This window comes from Bradyrhizobium sp. 76 (assembly GCF_023073025.1).
Classification (GTDB): domain Bacteria; phylum Pseudomonadota; class Alphaproteobacteria; order Rhizobiales; family Xanthobacteraceae; genus Bradyrhizobium.
On record NZ_JADPIS010000015.1, the window covers coordinates 276,766 to 293,922 of the forward strand.

General features: G+C 64.7%; 21 protein-coding genes and 1 pseudogene. 12 read left to right on the plus strand and 10 right to left on the minus strand.

Translation table 11 applies throughout. The features are described 5' to 3' along the window. Positions 1 to 84: 84 nt before the first annotated feature. Both IVB48_RS02180 and IVB48_RS02185 read left to right on the plus strand, forming a co-directional pair. Positions 85 to 1,101, plus strand: coding sequence for a carbon-nitrogen hydrolase family protein (locus IVB48_RS02180; protein ID WP_247286861.1), 1,017 nt, complete (start codon positions 85 to 87; stop codon positions 1,099 to 1,101). Positions 1,102 to 1,128: 27 nt separating this feature from the next. Next, positions 1,129 to 2,170 (plus strand): annotated as a pseudogene (locus IVB48_RS02185) (phenylacetaldoxime dehydratase family protein). Positions 2,171 to 2,174: 4 nt separating this feature from the next. On the opposite strand, the gene IVB48_RS02190 reads toward IVB48_RS02185, so the two are convergent. Further along, on the minus strand, positions 2,175 to 2,813 hold the full coding sequence (locus tag IVB48_RS02190; protein WP_247397064.1) for an HAD family hydrolase: 639 nt from the start codon (positions 2,811 to 2,813) through the stop codon (positions 2,175 to 2,177). Between the two features lie 231 nt (positions 2,814 to 3,044). Here IVB48_RS02190 and IVB48_RS02195 point away from each other — a divergent pair, with 231 nt between their 5' ends. Together IVB48_RS02195 and IVB48_RS02200 are read left to right on the plus strand one after the other, a co-directional pair. Next, the gene (locus IVB48_RS02195; RefSeq protein ID WP_247397067.1) at positions 3,045 to 3,341 is read left to right on the plus strand and encodes a type VI secretion protein; all 297 of its coding nucleotides are present in this window, start codon (positions 3,045 to 3,047) and stop codon (positions 3,339 to 3,341) included. 77 nt (positions 3,342 to 3,418) lie between these two features. Continuing rightward, positions 3,419 to 3,619: a hypothetical protein gene (locus IVB48_RS02200; protein ID WP_106944186.1), complete on the plus strand. Its 201-nt coding sequence runs from the start codon at positions 3,419 to 3,421 to the stop codon at positions 3,617 to 3,619. A 55-nt stretch (positions 3,620 to 3,674) separates the two neighbouring features. Here IVB48_RS02200 and IVB48_RS02205 read toward each other — a convergent pair whose 3' ends face one another. After that, on the minus strand, positions 3,675 to 4,715 hold the full coding sequence (locus IVB48_RS02205) for a TRAP transporter substrate-binding protein (protein WP_247397070.1): 1,041 nt from the start codon (positions 4,713 to 4,715) through the stop codon (positions 3,675 to 3,677). A gap of 108 nt (positions 4,716 to 4,823) precedes the next feature. On the opposite strand from IVB48_RS02205, the gene IVB48_RS02210 reads away from it, so the two are divergent. From IVB48_RS02210 to tsaA, 4 genes are all read left to right on the plus strand, one after another. Next, positions 4,824 to 5,777 (plus strand): transglycosylase SLT domain-containing protein, encoded by a 954-nt coding sequence (locus tag IVB48_RS02210; RefSeq protein ID WP_247287426.1) that lies wholly within the window; start codon positions 4,824 to 4,826, stop codon positions 5,775 to 5,777. A gap of 105 nt (positions 5,778 to 5,882) precedes the next feature. Continuing rightward, the gene (locus IVB48_RS02215; protein WP_027567343.1) at positions 5,883 to 6,623 is read left to right on the plus strand and encodes an AzlC family ABC transporter permease; all 741 of its coding nucleotides are present in this window, start codon (positions 5,883 to 5,885) and stop codon (positions 6,621 to 6,623) included. Beyond that, positions 6,620 to 6,970, plus strand: coding sequence for an AzlD domain-containing protein (locus IVB48_RS02220; protein ID WP_007603256.1), 351 nt, complete (start codon positions 6,620 to 6,622; stop codon positions 6,968 to 6,970). Before IVB48_RS02215 ends, IVB48_RS02220 begins: the two co-directional genes overlap by 4 nt. 31 nt (positions 6,971 to 7,001) lie before the next feature. Then, a complete protein-coding gene (gene tsaA, locus IVB48_RS02225) occupies positions 7,002 to 7,493 on the plus strand; it encodes a tRNA (N6-threonylcarbamoyladenosine(37)-N6)-methyltransferase TrmO (protein ID WP_247361675.1) in 492 nt (163 codons plus the stop codon). A gap of 109 nt (positions 7,494 to 7,602) precedes the next feature. Here tsaA and IVB48_RS02230 read toward each other — a convergent pair whose 3' ends face one another. The 4 genes from IVB48_RS02230 to IVB48_RS02245 are packed head-to-tail and all read right to left on the minus strand — an operon-like array spanning position 7,603 to position 10,599. Further along, positions 7,603 to 8,031 carry an HIT family protein gene (locus IVB48_RS02230; protein ID WP_027518417.1) on the minus strand — a complete coding sequence of 143 codons (429 nt, stop codon included), beginning with the start codon at positions 8,029 to 8,031 and terminating at the stop codon, positions 7,603 to 7,605. A gap of 52 nt (positions 8,032 to 8,083) precedes the next feature. Continuing rightward, entirely contained in the window at positions 8,084 to 9,325 is a 1,242-nt protein-coding gene (locus IVB48_RS02235; RefSeq protein ID WP_247397073.1) for a GNAT family N-acetyltransferase, read from the minus strand. A gap of 54 nt (positions 9,326 to 9,379) precedes the next feature. Beyond that, a complete protein-coding gene (locus IVB48_RS02240) occupies positions 9,380 to 10,126 on the minus strand; it encodes a glycerophosphodiester phosphodiesterase (protein ID WP_247397076.1) in 747 nt (248 codons plus the stop codon). Positions 10,127 to 10,131: 5 nt separating this feature from the next. Continuing rightward, entirely contained in the window at positions 10,132 to 10,599 is a 468-nt protein-coding gene (locus tag IVB48_RS02245; protein ID WP_247397080.1) for a RidA family protein, read from the minus strand. Between the two features lie 235 nt (positions 10,600 to 10,834). Here IVB48_RS02245 and IVB48_RS02250 point away from each other — a divergent pair, with 235 nt between their 5' ends. Then, positions 10,835 to 11,680 (plus strand): cell envelope integrity EipB family protein, encoded by an 846-nt coding sequence (locus tag IVB48_RS02250; RefSeq protein ID WP_007611285.1) that lies wholly within the window; start codon positions 10,835 to 10,837, stop codon positions 11,678 to 11,680. A 65-nt stretch (positions 11,681 to 11,745) separates the two neighbouring features. After that, positions 11,746 to 12,147 carry a RidA family protein gene (locus IVB48_RS02255; RefSeq protein WP_027567338.1) on the plus strand — a complete coding sequence of 134 codons (402 nt, stop codon included), beginning with the start codon at positions 11,746 to 11,748 and terminating at the stop codon, positions 12,145 to 12,147. 41 nt (positions 12,148 to 12,188) lie between these two features. Here the strand turns inward: IVB48_RS02255 and IVB48_RS02260 are convergent, their stop codons facing one another. The 3 genes from IVB48_RS02260 to IVB48_RS02270 are packed head-to-tail and all read right to left on the minus strand — an operon-like array spanning position 12,189 to position 14,193. Next, the gene (locus IVB48_RS02260; protein WP_027567337.1) at positions 12,189 to 12,596 is read right to left on the minus strand and encodes an ACT domain-containing protein; all 408 of its coding nucleotides are present in this window, start codon (positions 12,594 to 12,596) and stop codon (positions 12,189 to 12,191) included. Then, the gene (locus IVB48_RS02265) at positions 12,596 to 13,885 is read right to left on the minus strand and encodes a DNA polymerase IV (RefSeq protein WP_247397083.1); all 1,290 of its coding nucleotides are present in this window, start codon (positions 13,883 to 13,885) and stop codon (positions 12,596 to 12,598) included. Before IVB48_RS02265 ends, IVB48_RS02260 begins: the two co-directional genes overlap by 1 nt. Then, positions 13,882 to 14,193 (minus strand): DUF3572 domain-containing protein, encoded by a 312-nt coding sequence (locus IVB48_RS02270; RefSeq protein WP_247286843.1) that lies wholly within the window; start codon positions 14,191 to 14,193, stop codon positions 13,882 to 13,884. Before IVB48_RS02270 ends, IVB48_RS02265 begins: the two co-directional genes overlap by 4 nt. A 254-nt stretch (positions 14,194 to 14,447) precedes the next feature. Here IVB48_RS02270 and IVB48_RS02275 point away from each other — a divergent pair, with 254 nt between their 5' ends. After that, positions 14,448 to 14,813 carry a response regulator gene (locus tag IVB48_RS02275; protein ID WP_007603272.1) on the plus strand — a complete coding sequence of 122 codons (366 nt, stop codon included), beginning with the start codon at positions 14,448 to 14,450 and terminating at the stop codon, positions 14,811 to 14,813. 14 nt (positions 14,814 to 14,827) lie between these two features. After that, positions 14,828 to 16,201, plus strand: a complete 1,374-nt coding sequence (locus tag IVB48_RS02280) for a PleD family two-component system response regulator (RefSeq protein ID WP_027567334.1) — start codon at positions 14,828 to 14,830, stop codon at positions 16,199 to 16,201. A gap of 286 nt (positions 16,202 to 16,487) precedes the next feature. On the opposite strand, the gene IVB48_RS02285 is transcribed toward IVB48_RS02280, so the two are convergent. Continuing rightward, positions 16,488 to 16,721, minus strand: a complete 234-nt coding sequence (locus IVB48_RS02285) for a hypothetical protein (protein ID WP_245287767.1) — start codon at positions 16,719 to 16,721, stop codon at positions 16,488 to 16,490. Positions 16,722 to 17,157: the final 436 nt, after the last annotated feature.

Below are 17,157 nucleotides of genomic sequence, written 5' to 3' on the forward strand. Positions count from 1 at the left end.
GCCGTGGTCGAGCGCCCGCCGCCCGGCTTGGTCAAATAGACTGCATCGGACCTGGCTTCCGATCAACCGGCAAGGGAGGTGGGAATGGGCATCGAACATCCGAAATACAAGGTCGCGGTGGTGCAGGCGGCGCCCGCCTGGCTCGATCTCGATGCCTCGATCGACAAGTCGATCGCCCTGATCAGGGACGCCGCCGAGAAGGGCGCCAAGCTGATCGCCTTTCCGGAAGCCTTCATCCCCGGCTACCCCTGGCACATCTGGATGGATTCGCCGGCCTGGGCGATCGGCCGCGGCTTCGTGCAGCGCTATTTCGACAATTCGCTGTCCTACGACAGTCCGCAGGCCGAGCGGCTGCGTGATGCCGTGCGCAAGGCCAAGCTCACTGCCGTGCTCGGTCTGTCCGAGCGCGACGGCGGCAGTCTCTATCTGGCGCAATGGCTGATCGGGCCGGACGGCGAGACCATCGCAAAGCGCCGCAAGCTGCGGCCGACCCATGCCGAGCGCACCGTCTATGGTGAGGGCGACGGCAGCGATCTCGCCGTGCACGCGCGGTCCGACATCGGCCGCATCGGCGCATTGTGCTGCTGGGAGCATCTCCAGCCGCTGTCGAAATACGCGATGTATGCCCAGAACGAGCAGGTCCATGTCGCGGCCTGGCCGAGCTTTTCGCTCTACGATCCCTTCGCGCCGGCGCTCGGCGCCGAGGTGAATAACGCCGCCTCGCGCGTCTATGCCGTGGAGGGCTCCTGCTTCGTGCTCGCCCCTTGCGCGACGGTCTCGCAAGCGATGATCGACGAGCTCTGTGATCGGCCGGACAAGCACGCGCTGCTGCATGCCGGCGGTGGCTTCGCTGCGATCTACGGCCCCGATGGCAGCCAGATCGGCGACAAGCTCGCGCCGGACCAGGAGGGCCTCTTGATTGCCGAGATCGATCTTGGCGCCATCGGTGTCGCCAAGAACGCCGCTGATCCAGCCGGGCACTATTCGCGCCCTGATGTGACGCGGCTCCTGCTCAACAAGAAGCGATACCAGCGCGTCGAGCAGTTTGCGCTGCCGGTCGACACCGTCGAGCCCACGGACATTGCCGCGGCGGCGAGCTGATCGCCGGAATCAAGGGGAGGCACGATCATGGAATCCGCAATTCCTCTGCATCTCGAGACCCCACGCACGCGCCACAAGCGCGTGCCGGACGATTACCAGCCGCCATACCCGTCCTTCGTGGCGCGCTATAAGCCTGGAGTGAACCGGGTCGTGATGGCCTATTTCGGCCTTCAGTATCGCGGCACGGCGTCGGCGGCTGCAACGGACGCGCTCGCCGACATCGCGGCGCGGTTTGCCGCGAAAGGCGGTCCTTCGCATTGGGACCGCGCGCAATATGTTGATCAGGCCGGCTACGAGAACGTCGTCTCGGTGGCCTATTGGGACGACATTGCGCGGTTCGACAAATGGTTTGCACCGGCGCGCGAGGCCTGGACCGGAACGCAGCGCGGGGGCATCGGCACTTTCATCGAGGTGCTGCGCCCCACGGTGGCGCGGCACGAGACGCTATTTTCCTCGCTCGGCCGGCCGGAGGGCGTCGCCGCTATTGCCGGCGGCATGAGCGGCGAGGTGCAGGAGCACGCCTATTGGGGCGGCATGCGCGACCGCATCCCGCTGTCGCAGACCGATCCAATGTTGCCGGGCGGCAATCCCGAATTGATCCGCGACGGCGCGCGGCTGCGCGTGCAGGCGCACGACAATCTGTGCCTGATCCGATCAGGCCAGGATTGGAGCGATACCGAGACCTCGGAGCGAAAGCTCTATCTCGACGACGTCGAACCGGTGTTGCGCGAGGGCATGGATTTCCTGCGCGATGACGGCCTCGGCATCGGCTGCTACGCCAATGGTTTACATGCGCGTGCTTGCAGCCGGCGGGGACGCGAGTGAAAAGTCCTATGGTCAAAGCTGGTGGAAGAGCCTGGCTGCGCTGGAGCGGTGGGCGGAATCGCATCCGACCCACGTCAGGATATTCGGCGCAGCGATGAAGTACCTCTCGACGCTCGGCCCCTCGGCAAAACTGCGGCTCTACCACGAGGTCACCGTGGCGGCTGCCGACGAGCAGTTCTTCGAATATCTGAACTGTCACCCCAGGACCGGCATGCTGGCGGCGGTGGAGACCGTCAGCGCTTGATCGATTAGATCACGCAGTGACCGAGCAGCTCGGGATGCGCGGCGCAGATGTGATGCGCGCCAGCGTCCCGCAGCTCAGCCTCGCTGCCGTAGCCATAGAGCACGCCGATCGCAGTCATGCCGTTGGTGCGGGCGCCGACCACGTCATGGCTGCGGTCGCCGATCATGATCGCGCTGGCGGGATCGACCTTCGCTTCGTCGAGCGCGTAGCGCAGCAGGTCACGTTTGTCGACGCGCGTGCCGTCGAGCTCGGAGCCGAACACGCGCTCGAAATACGGTTTCAGGCCAAAATGCTCGACGATACGGGTGGCGTAGACCGCGGGCTTGCTGGTCGCCACGAACATGCGCGGTGCCGTCGCGGCAAGCGTTGTCAGCGTGTCCACGATGCCGGCATAGGCTTCGTTCTCGAACAGGCCGACATCGCTGAAGCGCTCGCGATAGAGCAGCAGCGCCCGGTCCGCGAGTTCCGCGCTTCCCGTGAGCTTTTGCAGGCTGGCATGCAGCGGCGGGCCGATGCACCAGGTCAGCTCGTCCTCGCTCGGCACCGCGACGTTCAGTCGCTCCAGGGCGTACTGGATCGAGCGCGTGATCCCGGGCTTCGGGTCGGTCAGCGTGCCGTCGAGATCGAAATAGATTGTCACCATGTTGCCGCGCCTGTGTTGATACCGCCGTCCATGCCAGACCTAAACGAGGCCGCGGACCAAGGCAAACGCCCAACCATTGTCACGCCGAAATTCGCCTTCCCGATACCGCGTATCCCTTAAAGCTCGCTATTCACGGGAGGGAAGCGTAGAGTCGTGCCATCACCGCTCTTCCTTGGCATCAACCGGTGACTGAGGGTCACCAGCGCTCCCGCCGACTAAGCAGGAGCGTGCATGACTCGTATTCGTCTGGTTTACCGGATCCGCCGGAGAGCGCTTCTTGTCGCGTCGATGCTTGGCACATTGATACTTGGGACACTGCCGCAAGGCGCTGTCGCGGCAGGACCGGACTGCCGCGCGATCGAAAGCACGAGCGGACGTCTCGCCTGCTACGATGCTGCGTTTCCTCCGAAGGAAAAAAAGCCCGCTGCTGCGGAGAACGATGGATCGCGTGCTGCCTACAAGGACCCGTTCGTGGCGGAAGAGGCCAGAACCGCAGCGAAGCTGAAGAACATCTGTCGCGGCTGTTGAGAGGTGCTCGTTCGCCGCGTTCTCGTTGATCGGCGAACCCGGACGAGAGATCGAGACAATTTTCCAGGAGAGGCCGGATGAGCGAGCGACTTGAAACCCTGAAGAAGGCCCGTGATCGCATGATCGAGGACAGGGACGCGCATGCGAAAGTGCTGGCCGCTCCCTTTGTGCGCGACACGGCCGAGCGCGCGCGCAACAAGTTCATCGAGATCCAGGCGCTGATCGATGCCCTCGACCGCGCCATCCGGGGCGAAATCCCGGTTCCGGTCAAAAACTAAGGCAGTAGGCAGCGACACCAGCGGAGCGTTCATTGCTGATGCCGCTAGCGCTCCCTCATTGCTGTCTCGCCCATTCGACGATGGCGGTCGCCTCCGCGCCTGCCCGGGTTTCCCAGGCGCCGATGGCGTTCGTTGCTGCCTTCCGAAGCTCCGTGACAAGGAACGCAGGCGCCGGCTCGGCGATATGGACGCCATTGTCGCGCATGCGCGCATAGTTCTCGATGGTGCGGTGGGTCAGTAGCGCGAGCTGGCTCTGTTCTGTCTCGGCCGCCGCGGCCAGCACCTCGCGCTGCATCGGCTCGGAGAGTTCGGCAAAGGCGTCGCTGCGGACGAAGGCAATCGAGATTGGCATCGCGTAGTTGATGGCCGTGAAATGCGGCAGGAAATCCCACAATTTGCGCCCCGCGCCGCCGTCGCCGGAGGTGAGGAAGGCATTCAGCCGGTGTTCCCTCAGTCCGGCAAGCGCCGCGTCCATCGGCAGGAATTGCGCGTTCGCGCCGGCCGCGCGCATGACCTCGGTGGAGTTGGCATCGTAGGTTCGCAAGTTCAGTTTCGGCAAATCGTCGGCGCCTTCGAGCGGCCGCTCCGACCAGAGGCCCGTGGCCGGCCAAATCGTCACATACAGCAGCTTGAGGCCGCGCGCCGCGAGCGCCTTCTCATAGAGCGGGCGCGCCTGCAGATTGGTGGCGCGGGCAAGATCCACCGATTGCACCAGGAAGGGCAGGGTGGACAATCCGAGCACGGGATCGAGGCCCGAGAGCGCGCCCGCGAAGGCATCGCCGCCCGCGATCCGGCCGTCCAGCGCCGCGCGCGGCATCTCGCCCGAGTTGATCTTGAGCTGGTTGTCGAAGGCGTTGGTCACGGTCACGAAACCGTGGGTACGGTCGGAGACGCGGCTGGCGAAAGTCGAGAGTCCAATCCCGGAGATGTTATTCTCGGGGTATTCCGTGGTCATCCGCCAATTGACTTGAGACGCGTCCTGAGACGCCACCTGCGCGGCGGCTGGCGCGACGCTCAGGATGAGCGCGGCGAGGACAAGGATCGCGCGGATCCGTTTGGCGGGGTAACGCATTGGGAGAAGCAGGTCAGGCAGCATATATTGGCAACTCGTCGAACCATGGCACGATGCCACAACATGGCAGATCATACTGTCGCATGCCGCGCCGAGGTGCGCCACCGCCATGCCTGCACAGGATGGGTGCAGATGGCGATGTGCATCATCCCCGCGCTGCTCGTCTCGGCGACCCAGGCCGCGGCATGGGACAGTTCGCCCGCCAAGACCGATGTCGCCGTCCCCAGCGTCGAAGAGCTCGCGACGCCGCCGGCGAAGCCCGCGGATGCGCGCGAGAGCGACACGCGGGAATCGATCTGCCTGATCGTCGAGGCCGCAGCGCGCGATGCCAATCTGCCGCTGGAGTTCTTCGCCCGCGTGATCTGGCAGGAGAGCCGCTTCCAGGCCGATGCGGTGGGGCCCATGACGCGCAGCGGGGAACACGCGCAGGGGATCGCGCAGTTCATGCCGGGCACCGCGAGCGAGCGCGGGCTGCTCAATCCCTTCAATCCGGTGCAGGCGCTGCCGAAGTCGGCCGAATTCCTGAACGAGCTGCGCAACCAGTTCGGCAATCTCGGCCTGGCGGCGGCCGCCTACAATGCCGGGCCGCGCCGGGTGCAGGAATGGCTCGCCGGCACCGGCGGCATGCCGGAGCAGACCCGCAATTACGTTCTTGCCATCACTGGCACGAGCGTCGATGCCTGGGCCAAGGCAGGCGCGACCGGCAAGGGGCCGCCGAGCGCGCCGCCGACAAGCTGCCGCGATCTGATGGCGCTGTTGAAGCGCGCGCCGAATGCTTTCGTCGCCGAGCTCGAGCAGCATGTGGAGCTTGCGGCTGCAAAGATCTGGGGTGTGCAGCTCGCCGCGGGCTTCGACCGCAACCGGGCGTTGGCGATGTATTCCCGCGCGGTCACGCGGCTGGGCGCCGTGATCGGCGAACGTGATCCGAGCCTGCTGAGCTCAGTGATGCGCAGCCGTGGCACGCGCGCCTTCTACCAGGTGCGCATCGGCGCCGATACGCGGAGCGAGGCGGATGAACTCTGCGGCCGCATCCGCAAGGCTGGCGGGGCATGCTTCGTTCTGAAGAATCGCGGTGTGAGCGGATAGGGCATCTGTCCCAGCGTGCATGCCAGCCCCGCCGCGCGCTTCCTTGACGCGAGGCGCCGCATTGCCCGTTATGCAGGCACGATTCCTCACCCGGCCAAGACTCCCGTGGCGCTTCCTCCGCTCGATTCACCTCAATGGCAAAGTCCCTGGCGCGCCTTTGCGTGGGGACTGCGCTCGATCACGCAGACGATCCTCACCCTCGTCCTGTTCGCGACCTATCTCGGCATTGGCGCGCTCGCCCACGACACCCATTTTAGCCTGCTATGGGCGCTCTGCTCGACACTGTTCGTCTGGGCGGGGCCGGCGCAGATCATCCTGATCACCACGCTCGGCTCAGGCGCGACGATCATCCAGTCGGCGATCGCAGTCACGGTCAGCGCCGTCCGCCTGTTTCCGATGGTGGTCTCGGTGCTGCCGCTGATGCGCACGCCGACGACGAAGCGGCGCGAGCTGTTTTTCGCGGCGCATCTCACCGCGGTGACACTGTGGGTCGAATGCCATCGCTTCCTGCCGCAGGTGCCGCGTGAACGCCGGATCGCATTCGTCAACGGACTTGGCTTCGGACTTGTCTCGGTGTGTCTCACCGCCAACACGGTCGGCTATTTCCTTGCCGCGAATCTGACCCAGACGCTTGGGGCGGCGATCCTTTTGCTGACGCCGCTGTCCTTCCTGTTCTCGACCGCGCGCAACAGCCGCGAGGTCGCCGACGTCGTCGCGCTCGCGATGGGGGTTCTGCTCTATCCATTGGCCGCGAAGATGAATTCCGGCCTCGACATCCTCGTCAGCGGCCTCGTGGCGGGCACCATCGCCTATGGCGTGCATTGGTGGCGGGAGGTGCGCGCATGAGCTTTGCGCAGCTCATTGGCGACTGGCACGCGCTGGCGGTGCTGTTCGTGGCCGGCGTCGTTCCCAACCAGATATGGCGCATGCTGGGCCTGTGGTTCGGCGGCGGCATCGACGAGGGCTCCGAGCTTCTGGTCTGGGTACGGGCGGTCGCCACCGCGATCCTGGCCGGCGTCATCGCCCAGATCGTGGTCGAGCCGCCCGGGGCGCTTGCGAGCGTGCCGGATGCCTTGCGCTACGGTGCGGTCGGCGCCGGCCTCGTCGTCTTCCTATTGACCCGCCGCTCGATCTTCGCGGGCGTAGTCGCGGGCGAAGTCTTCATGCTGGCCGGCAAGTGGTGGTTGGGCTAAAACCGCCGGCGAACAGCAGGGAATTGGAAATATGGTTCGCGAAAACGAGCTGCGCGAGGGTGAAGTCTCCATCGAGCTGCCGCCGACGCAGGATGCCGGCCTCGTCTTCATCGGCCGCATCCGCACGCCCTGGAGCTCGCGGCTGGAGACCCCGCGACAGGGCCGGCATGACGGCCCGATATGCCGCCTCGAGATCTTCGAGCCGTTCGTGCCGGCGATCAAGGGCGTCGATTTCTACGGCAATCTCGAAGTGCTCTACTGGCTCGACAAGTCGCGCCGCGACATTGTCCTGCAAAGCCCGAAGAACAACGAGAAGACCCGCGGCACGTTTTCGCTGCGCTCGCCGGTGCGCCCCAATCCGATCGGCACCTCGATAGTGAAGCTCGTCGGTATCGAGGGCAACGCGATTCTGGTGCGCGGGCTCGATTGCCTCGACAACACGCCACTGATCGACATCAAGCCGGATCGTTGCGAGTTCACGCCGCTGGCCGCGCCGCAGCCGGGGGATTTCCAGACGGAGTGAAGTCTCTCCTCCGTCATTGCGAGGAGCTCTTGCGACGAAGCAATCCAGACCGCCACCACGGACACAGTCTGGATTGCTTCGCTGCGCTCGCAATGACGCGTGGAGAGCGTCAGCCCGCTTTCAACGCCGCGATCAACTTGGTCGCGTTCTCTTCCAGCACCTTGACGTCTTCCTTGCGGCTGGCGGGCGGAAGCATCGCCACGCCGTCGTGGCGCGGCATCACGTGCATGTGGAGATGAAACACCACCTGTCCGCCGGCCGCCTCGTTGAACTGCTGCACGGTGATGCCGTCGGCCTTGAATGCCGTCATCGCCGCGGCTGCGATCTTGTGCGCGCCGCGGGCGACATGCGCGTAGTCGTCCGGCTTGATGTCGAGGATGTTGCGGGCAGGGGCTTTTGGAATCACCAGGGTGTGGCCAGGTACCCGCGGCATGATATCGAGGAAGGCGAGCACGTGCTCATCCTCGTAGACCTTGTGGCAGGAGAATTCACCGCGCAGGATCTTTGCGAAGATATTGTTGGGGTCGTAGGCGGTCATGGCGGCGGCTCCCTGGAATTTTGCGATTACTGTCACCAGCCGCAGCGAACCGTCAAGGCACCTCGTCGGCGCCTTTGCGGAACGGGCCGAGCTCGGCCAGCTCACGTCCGGCTTCCGCGACATAGGCGCGCTCGCGCTTGAGGTAATCGTCGATGGCGCGGCGCAAGCCCGGATCGGCGATGAAGTGAGCGGAGTGGGTGGTCCGTGGCAGGTAGCCGCGTGCGATCTTGTGCTCGCCCTGCGCGCCCGCCTCGACATTCGCCAGGCTGCGTTTGATGGCGAAGTCGATCGCCTGATAGTAGCAGACCTCGAAATGCAGGAAGGGATGATGCTCTACCGCACCCCAGTTGCGGCCGAACAGCGTGTCCGATCCGATGAAGTTGATCGCGCCCGCGATCCAGCGATCGTTGCGGCGCGCCATCACCAGCAGCACGTCATCGCTCATGGTCTCGCCGATCAGCGAAAAGAATTCCCGCGTCAGATAAGGCCGGCCCCATTTGCGTGAGCCGGTCTCCATGTAGAATTGAAAGAAGGCGTCCCAGGCATCTTCGGTGATGTCCTTGCCCGTGAGGCAGTGGATGGTGATCCCGGCAGCCAGTGCATCGCGCCGCTCGCGCTTGATCGATTTGCGGTGACGGGAGTTCAGCGTCGCAAGGAAATCGTCGAAACTCGCAAAACCCTCGTTGTGCCAATGGAACTGCTGGTCGGTGCGCTGGAGGAAGCCGTGCTCGGCCAGCAGCTTCCACTCCGCCTCGCGGGCGAAGGTGACGTGGACCGAGGAAGCCTTGCTGACGCCGCACAGCGCCACCAGCCCGCTCGCCAGTGCCTCCGTGATACGCGCGTGGTCGACGCCGTCGCGGACCAGCAGCCGCGGTCCCGTGGCCGGCGTGAAGGGAACCGAAACCTGCAGCTTCGGATAGTAGCGCCCGCCGGCGCGCTCATAGGCATCGGCCCAGCCGCGGTCGAAGACATATTCGCCTTGCGAGTGCGATTTCAGGTAGCAGGGCACGACACCGGCGACGCGGCCGTCGATCTTAGCCACGAGATGCCGCGGTCCCCAGCCGGTGCGGATCGTGGCCGAACCCGATTTCTCAACGGCCGATAAAAACGCGTGGGAGACGAAGGGGTTATAAGCAGGCTTTGAGAGGCCGAGAGAATCGCCTGGAAGCCCGGATGAGGTTCCCTTGTCATGCCCGTTGCAAGACTTGCCGGGATTGGCGCAGGCATCCCAGTCGTCCGGCGATACTTCGCCAATGGAAGGTACGGCCTCAAGGGTGATTTCGGATGGTGCCATCGTGCCCAAGATCGTGCATTGCAGCAGCGACTTCAAGAGTGGGAAACATCAAGCCTACGGCACGAAGCCCTCGAAGATCATCTGGTCCGCATGTTGCGCGACCCGCGTCCGCTGCTCGGTCGTACGCACGGTCCACCCGAGCAGAGCGCAGCCGAACAAATTGCGGGCCATCCAGGGGGCCGGGGCGGGCAGGTCGTCGACCCTGAAGGCGACGAAGTGCGGCTGGGTCTGGAAGCCGTGGCGCAGGTACAGCATGCTATCGCGCTGCTCCTGGTTCAGGTAGGCCCAGTAGTCGTCCTGATAGCTCCGCTGCGCGACGATGCCGCGGGGACGGGAGGGCAGCAGCTCGCGCAGCGCCAGCACCTGGTCCGGGTCGAAGGACATTCCGACGGCGGGGCCGTCATAGGACGCCAGCACCTCGGCCATCCGCGTCACCAGCTTGCGGTCGCCGTCAAAATGGCTCTTGATCTCGATCACCAACGGCACGCGGCCGGCGACCAAGCCGCAGAGGTCGCTGAGCGACATCATCCGCTCGGCCGTGTCCTTGAACGTGAGCGCCTTCAGTTCAGTGGCGGTTTTCTCGACCAGCGGGCCGGTGGCCTCGGTAAGGCGGCCGAGCGCATGGTCGTGATGCACCATGGCCTCGCCGTCGGCGGAGAGCTGGATGTCGACCTCGATCGAGAAATTGCCCGCAATCGCAGCCTGCACCGCGCCCGGCATGTTCTCGACGATGCCGCGGGAAATGTCGTGCAGGCCGCGATGGGCGACCGGGCGGGCTTTCAGCCAATCAGGAGCGCGCATTCGCCTCAGGCGACCTCGAACACGCCTTCGACCTCGACCGCCGCATCCGCGGGCAGGGAGGCGACGCCGACGGTGGTGCGGGCATGACGGCCCTTGTCACCGAAGGCGGCGACCATCAGGTCGGAGGCGCCATTGAGGACCTTCGGCCCGTCCAGAAAGTCCGGCGCCGAGTTGATGAAGCCGCCGAGGCGCACCACGCGCACGACCTTGTCGAGGTCGCCGAGCGCCGCCTTGACCTGGGAAAGCAGGTTGACGGCGCAGCCGCGGGCGGCGGCGGCGCCGTCTTCGATGGTCACGCCGGCGCCGAGCTTGCCCTTGGCGATCAGCTTGCCGGCGGGATCGAAGCAGACCTGGCCCGAGACGAACAGCAGATTACCGGTGCGCACGAACGGCACGTAATTGGCCACGGGGGTGGGGGCCTCGTGCAGCTTGATGCCTTGTTCCGCCAGCTTCTGCTCGACCGTTCCCGCCATGTCCGACCTCGTTGTCCAAAAATCCATCAGCCCCGGCGCATCCGATGCAGCCCGGGGCGGGACCTGTTTCGCCCATCGTGCCGCCACATGCAAGCAACCCTCGGGGCGGGATTTTGTTGAGGCAGGGCAGGAGGTTCAACGCAAAGGCCGCAACTTTACGTGAAACGGCCTCAGTTGCGACGCAATGGAACGTTCATTAAAATGTCGAATCTGCGCTTTCCCCAAGGGACCAGACATGCTGCACCTTTTCCGGACTTCGCTCGGTGTGACGGCGCTCGCGGCGGCCGCTCTCGGCCCCGGAGGCGGGGCGCTGGCCGCGAACGGTCCGTTCCTCGCGCATCAGGCGCTCTATGATTTGAGCCTGGTGAAATCGCGCTCCAACTCGATCAACAGTGCGCGCGGCCGCATCCTCTACAATTTCACGGGAAGTTCGTGCGAGGGCTACACCTCCGAATTCCGCCAGGTCTCCGAGCTCGACAGCGGCGAGGGTAAGGTCACGCTCAGCGACCTCCGCTCCAATTCCTGGGAGGACGCTGGCGGTAAAAGCTACCGCTTCAAAATCGAGACGCGGATGAACGAGGCTGACGCCGGCCGGGTCGACGGTTCGGCGGAGCGCGACGGCGACCACATCAATGTCAAGCTGAAGCTGCCGGCACCGAAGAGCTTTACGCTCGACGGCAAGATCGTATTCCCGACCGAACAGATCCAGCGCATCATTGCCGCCGCGAAAGACGGCAAGTCGCTGCTCGAGCTCTCGGTCTATGACGGCTCCGACGATGGCCAGAAGGTCTACAACACGCTGACCGTGATCGGCCAGCCGATCCCGGCCGAACGCGAAGGTTCGCCCGATCCGTCGACGTCAGACGAGCACATGAAGTCGCTCAAGCGCTGGCCCGTCACCGTCAGCTATTTCGACCGCGAGGCCCAGCAGAAGGAAGGCGAGCAGACGCCGGTCTACGCGATGGCGTTCGAGCTCTACGAGAACGGCGTCTCGCGCCAGCTTGTGCTCGATTACAACGATTTTGTGATTTCGGGCGCGATGGGAAAGTTCGACGCGAAGGACAGCAAGCCCTGCAATTGAGGGCTGGCCTGCAACGCGGTCTCTGGCTACGCTCCTCCCAACCACAAACATCCGGGAGGCTCACCATGCCCAAGCTCGATCATCTCCGCCCCAGCGGCCTGCATCACAATCCCGCCTATTCGCATGTCGTCACCGCCACGGGGGTGCGGACGATCTACATCTCCGGCCAGGTGTCGGTGGACGAGGAGGGACGGATCGTCGGCGAGGGCGACATCGCCGCGCAGACCACACAGGTGATGCAGAATCTCGGGCACGCGCTGAAAGCAGCCGGCGCGAGCTACGCCAACATCGTGAAGATCACGACCTTCGTCGTGAACTACAAGCCGGAGCTGCGCCCGATCATCGGCAAGGCCCGCTCGGCCTTTTTCGAAGGCATGGAGCCGCCGGCGAGCACGCTGGTCGGCGTCTCGGCGCTCGCCGCGCCGGAATGGATGATCGAGATCGAGGCGGTGGCGGTCGCGGATTGAGATCTTTCCCGTAGCCCGGATGGAGCGAAGCGTAGTCCGGGCTACGAGCGCGTAGCCTTGGACATCTTTTGCAGAAGAACCATCGCGTCGTCCGCCCTGTCAGCCGGCACAAACAGATGATCGTGGTGGAACGCCGAAACGGCGTTCACGCTGATGCCGGCTGTGGCGAGGCGTGCTGTGATTGCGGCCAGAAAGCCCACCGCATCGAGTGCGGAGTGAACCGTCAGGGTGATCAGGCACGATGCAAACGCGTAGCGTAGTCCCGCCGCTTCGGCCTGTTCGCGAGTGATCACGAGCGTCGTTCCTTCCTGCTCGCGGAACGTCAGCAAAGGGCTGAGCGCCGCGGGGATCGACTGGTCTGTCGGGATCGTGCAGAACACGAAAATGCCCGGCCGCATCTCCGGCTTCATGTGTTTCAGCAGCGCGTCGAGATCGCGTTCGCCTGTCATCACTCCTGCGCCTTTTCCGGCCCCTCGTAGGCGATGCCGCGGATCACTGCGGCGCTGCCGAATTTCTTGCGCAAGCTGTCCACCGCGCGCTCGGCGTGGGCGGCACGGCGGTCGAGCATGTCGGTGTCGTCGGCAACCGAGCCGTCGCGCAGGGCGCTGACGCCGGCGCCCATCAGGCGAAAGGCGGTGCCGTCGATCTCTTTCGCCAGCATCTCGCGGCAGATCGAAAAGATCTTTGCGGCAAGCTGCGTCGGGGCCATGATCGACTGCGAGCGCGTGCGCTGGCGGAAATCGGCGGTCTTCAGCTTCAGCGTGACGGTCAAGCCGGCGAGCTCGCTGCTCTTGAGGCGAGACGACGTCTTCTCGCACAGCCGCCACAGGATCTTCTCCAGCGTCGCGAAGTCGCGGATGTCGGTCTCGAACGTCGTTTCGCTCGAAATCGTCTTGGCGTCCCGATCAGGCTCGACGCGGCGGTCGTCGATGCCGCGCGCGAGCCGCCACAGCCTGCGGCCGTCGCTCGGAAACTGCCGCATCATCTCGATCTCGTCGGCCTTCTGCAGGTCGGCGATGATGCGGAAGCCGCGCTGCACTAGACGCTCCTGCGTTGCGGGTCCAACGCCGAAAATGAAACCGACCGGCTTGTCGGCCAGCATCTCGCGCGCTTCCTCCTGGTCGAGCGCGGCAAACCCGCGCGGCTTGTCGAGGTCGGAGGCGATCTTCGCCAGGAACTTGTTGCAGGAGAGGCCGACCGAGACGCTGATGCCGATGTCGCGCTCGATGTTGCGTGCGAACCGCGCCAGCACCTTGGCCGGGATCATGCCGTGTACACGCTCGGTGCCGGAGAGGTCGAGGAAAGCCTCGTCGATCGAGAGCGGCTCGACCAGCGGCGTCAGCGCCTGCATGGCCTGGCGCACCTCGCGCCCAACCCGGACATATTTCGCCATGTCCGGCGGGATCACGGCGGCATGCGGGCAGGCTTCCAGCGCCTTGTACATCGGCATGGCCGAGCGCACGCCATAGGTGCGCGCGATGTAGCAGGCGGCCGACACCACGCCGCGCTTGCCCCCGCCGATGATGACGGGCTTGTCGGCGATGTCGGGATTGTCGCGCTTCTCGACGGTCGCGTAGAAGGCGTCGCAGTCGATATGGGCGATGGTCAGGCTTGCGAGCGCACGGTGGCGGGCGAGGCGGGGGGAACCGCACGCGGAACAGCGCCGCACCCCCATATCCAGATCGGCCGAACAATCCCGGCAGAAGCAGCGGGGTCCGGCCGTCTCCAGGGAGGTCACGGCACGTCGCGCTCCCAATTGAAGTCGCCGAGCGCATCGCCGAGAACCTGCCGCGCTGCGGCAACGTTGGTCGGATGCAGTTCCGCAGTGCTGGCAAAGGCCTTCACGGTGGCGTCGTCGCGCATCACGAAATCGAGCACGCTGAGCAGGAAATTGGGGTCCGAGGCGGCATTGCGCAGCATCTCCGGCCCGACCCCTGTCTCGGCCAGGAACAGGCCCAGCCGCTCCGGCTCGCCCGCGACGAAAGACAGCGCCTGAAGCGCAACGATTTCAGCGACTTCGCGCGGGTTGTGAACAGGCTTTTTCACGTGGCCGGTTTGCCTTTCCGTTAACTTTCGGTGTCTACTTTGGGGTCACCATGCCCGAGTCTCGTTCCCAAGTCTCTTGCCCAAGTCTTGCGACCCCCGACAAGCAACTGGAAACCACATCGCAGAAAGTCGGCCCTCGGGTTTAACGAAACTCAAGCGAATTCGAGGCTAGTTTGAATCCAGTTTTCGAAGCGCCGGCGACCGGCGCCTGAGGCGTCACATGCATCGGTCTGCGGACCAATCAGGAGGGCGGGATGGCTAAGACCGTCCTGATCGTGGAAGACAACGAGCTCAACATGAAGCTCTTCCGCGACCTGTTGGAGGCGCACGGCTACCAGACCACCGGCACCAGCAACGGCTACGAGGCGCTCGACCTCGTTCGCAAGATGCGGCCCGACCTCGTGCTGATGGATATCCAATTGCCGCAGGTCTCCGGCCTGGAGGTGACGCGCTGGATCAAGGACGATCCGGAGCTGCGCAGCATTCCCGTCGTCGCCGTCACGGCGTTCGCGATGAAGGGCGACGAAGAGCGCATCCGCGAGGGCGGCTGCGAGGCCTATTTGTCCAAGCCGATCTCGGTCGGCAAATTCATTGAGACGGTCCGACGTTTCATCGGATAGGAAGTGAGTTCACAGTGTCCGCGCGTATTCTCGTCGTCGACGACGTCCCTGCCAACGTCAAGCTGCTTGAAGCCCGCCTGTCCGCCGAATATTTCGACGTGATGACCGCCGCCAACGGCACCGAGGCGCTGGCGATCTGCGCCCGCGCCGAATGCGACATCATCCTGCTCGACGTCATGATGCCGGACATCGACGGTTTCGAGGTCTGCCGCCGCCTCAAGACCGATCCGGCCACGCATCACATTCCCGTCGTGATGGTCACCGCGCTCGACAGCCCGGCCGACCGCAACCGCGGGCTGGAGGCCGGCGCCGACGATTTCCTGACAAAACCCGTCTCCGATGTCGTGCTGATCGCGCGCGTGCGCTCGCTGACGCGGCTGAAGATGATGACGGACGAGCTGCGCATGCGCGCCATCACCTCGCTCGAGATCGGCATGCAGGCACCCGAGCGCAGTGCAATCTCCGACACCGGCAAGGGCGGCCGCATTCTGCTGGTCGACGACCGCCAGTCTTCCTATGAGCGGCTGGCGACGATCCTCGCCGCCGAGCACACCATCGATGTCGAGCCGAACCCGACGGAGGCGCTGTTCCACGCCGCCGAGGGCAATTACGATCTGCTGATCGTCTCGCTCGACCTCAACAATTTCGACGGGCTTCGGCTGTGCAGCCAGGCGCGCTCGCTGGAGCGCACGCGGCATGTGCCGATCCTGGCGATCGCCGACCCCGAGAACTCGACGCGGCTGCTGCGTGGGCTCGAGATCGGCGTCAACGACTACCTGCTGCGTCCCATCGACAAGATCGAGCTGCTGGCGCGGGCCCGCACCCAGATCCGGCGCCGCCGCTACACCGACCATCTGCGCGACAACGTGCAGAACTCGATCGAGATGGCGATCACGGACGCGCTCACCGGGCTGCACAATCGCCGCTACATGGAGAGCCATCTCGCGACGCTGGCCGAGCAGGCCGCAACCCGCGGCAAGCCGCTGGCGCTGATGATCCTGGACATCGACTACTTCAAGTCGATCAACGACAATTACGGCCACGACGCCGGCGACGACGTGCTGCGCGAATTTGCCGTGCGGGTCCGCAAGTCGATCCGCGGCATCGACCTTGCCTGTCGCTACGGCGGCGAGGAATTCGTCATCGTGATGCCGGAGACCGATCTCCACGTCGCCGGCATGGTCGCCGAGCGGCTGCGCCGCTCGATCGCCGGCGAGCCCTTTGCGATCCACAAGGGCACCAAGCGCATCGAGGTCACGATCTCGATCGGCCTGACCACGCTGGAGCAGAAGGGCGAGGCGGTTGGCGACGTCCTCAAACGCGCCGACACCGCGCTCTATCGCGCCAAGCACGACGGCCGCAATCGCGTGGTCTCGCACGCGGCGTGAGGCCGCTCGCACAGGCGGCGTAAAAAAAACGCGAAAACAACCCCATGCACAGTAGCCGACGCCAGTCGGATCAATGGCTTACGTCAGCTGCAAAACGGGTTGTTGCAGCCGCCAACGCCGTTTGACTCGTCGGGCAAAACAGGAGCATGCTGCTAACATCCCGAACGCCCCACGAACTCAGCCGTCATTCCCCGCCACCGGGTCTCGCCTTCGGCGAGCCCGATGACAGGCTCCGGCGGTGAATTCGGCACGCCGCGTCCGGACAAGCGGGCGTCCACCCTTCAAGTCAGGGAGGATACGGCTCCGACCATTCTGCCTTGGCCAGAGCCGCGCCCGTGCTGGACTTTGCGATGATCTCGTAAGTGTACAGGCCGGAATTGCAGGGGCCCCAGGTTCGTAAGCTCTCCGGCTTCACGATGTTATCTGAGGGGAATGGGATCTCCTGGCCGCCCATCTCGTAGTTCTTCTCTCTGCGAAACCTGACGACGATCGTGCGCGTTCCGGGGGGAACACTTTTCATCTTGATTTCGGGATTTGGAAAGACGGTGGTGCAGGGCCGGGGAGGTGCAAACGCGAATTGGATCTTCATCTCGTCAGCCGCGGCCGGACTACAGATGATCAGAAGTGAAAATGGCAGCAACGACGAAAATCTAATCATGGGCGCGCCCCAAAAAGAAACCAGTGTATCGGCAGGGGTGCTTGATGCCAAGTTTACCCCATGTCTCGCTCCCGCAGCCCTAGGCCTTCCACTCCCTTCGGGACGTCACAGAAAAGGCCCGCCGTAGCGGGCCCTGTGGAGATGGAGAAAGTCCGGGTTACTTCTGATCGACGTTGCTGGTCCCCGACCCGGGCGTGCCGATCGGCAAGCCGTTCGCCGCATGACCGACACCAACGCCCGGCGCACTGACGGCTCCTGGAGTTTGATCCTGTGGAAGCGTCTTGATCCCCGTCCTTGC

What these genes read in the sequence shown, in the direction of transcription:
- IVB48_RS02210 (WP_247287426.1), top strand. Translation starts at nt 4,824, where the DNA reads ATGGCGATGTGCATCATCCCCGCGCTGCTCGTCTCGGCGACCCAGGCC.
- IVB48_RS02220 (WP_007603256.1), top strand. Translation starts at nt 6,620, where the DNA reads ATGAGCTTTGCGCAGCTCATTGGCGACTGGCACGCGCTGGCGGTGCTG.
- IVB48_RS02235 (WP_247397073.1), bottom strand. Translation starts at nt 9,325, where the DNA reads ATGGCACCATCCGAAATCACCCTTGAGGCCGTACCTTCCATTGGCGAA.
- IVB48_RS02195 (WP_247397067.1), top strand. Translation starts at nt 3,045, where the DNA reads ATGACTCGTATTCGTCTGGTTTACCGGATCCGCCGGAGAGCGCTTCTT.
- IVB48_RS02240 (WP_247397076.1), bottom strand. Translation starts at nt 10,126, where the DNA reads ATGCGCGCTCCTGATTGGCTGAAAGCCCGCCCGGTCGCCCATCGCGGC.
- IVB48_RS02200 (WP_106944186.1), top strand. Translation starts at nt 3,419, where the DNA reads ATGAGCGAGCGACTTGAAACCCTGAAGAAGGCCCGTGATCGCATGATC.
- IVB48_RS02190 (WP_247397064.1), bottom strand. Translation starts at nt 2,813, where the DNA reads ATGGTGACAATCTATTTCGATCTCGACGGCACGCTGACCGACCCGAAG.
- tsaA (WP_247361675.1), top strand. Translation starts at nt 7,002, where the DNA reads ATGGTTCGCGAAAACGAGCTGCGCGAGGGTGAAGTCTCCATCGAGCTG.
- IVB48_RS02230 (WP_027518417.1), bottom strand. Translation starts at nt 8,031, where the DNA reads ATGACCGCCTACGACCCCAACAATATCTTCGCAAAGATCCTGCGCGGT.
- IVB48_RS02245 (WP_247397080.1), bottom strand. Translation starts at nt 10,599, where the DNA reads ATGGCGGGAACGGTCGAGCAGAAGCTGGCGGAACAAGGCATCAAGCTG.
- IVB48_RS02275 (WP_007603272.1), top strand. Translation starts at nt 14,448, where the DNA reads ATGGCTAAGACCGTCCTGATCGTGGAAGACAACGAGCTCAACATGAAG.
- IVB48_RS02285 (WP_245287767.1), bottom strand. Translation starts at nt 16,721, where the DNA reads ATGAAAAGTGTTCCCCCCGGAACGCGCACGATCGTCGTCAGGTTTCGC.
- IVB48_RS02180 (WP_247286861.1), top strand. Translation starts at nt 85, where the DNA reads ATGGGCATCGAACATCCGAAATACAAGGTCGCGGTGGTGCAGGCGGCG.
- IVB48_RS02250 (WP_007611285.1), top strand. Translation starts at nt 10,835, where the DNA reads ATGCTGCACCTTTTCCGGACTTCGCTCGGTGTGACGGCGCTCGCGGCG.
- IVB48_RS02260 (WP_027567337.1), bottom strand. Translation starts at nt 12,596, where the DNA reads ATGACAGGCGAACGCGATCTCGACGCGCTGCTGAAACACATGAAGCCG.
- IVB48_RS02205 (WP_247397070.1), bottom strand. Translation starts at nt 4,715, where the DNA reads ATGCTGCCTGACCTGCTTCTCCCAATGCGTTACCCCGCCAAACGGATC.
- IVB48_RS02255 (WP_027567338.1), top strand. Translation starts at nt 11,746, where the DNA reads ATGCCCAAGCTCGATCATCTCCGCCCCAGCGGCCTGCATCACAATCCC.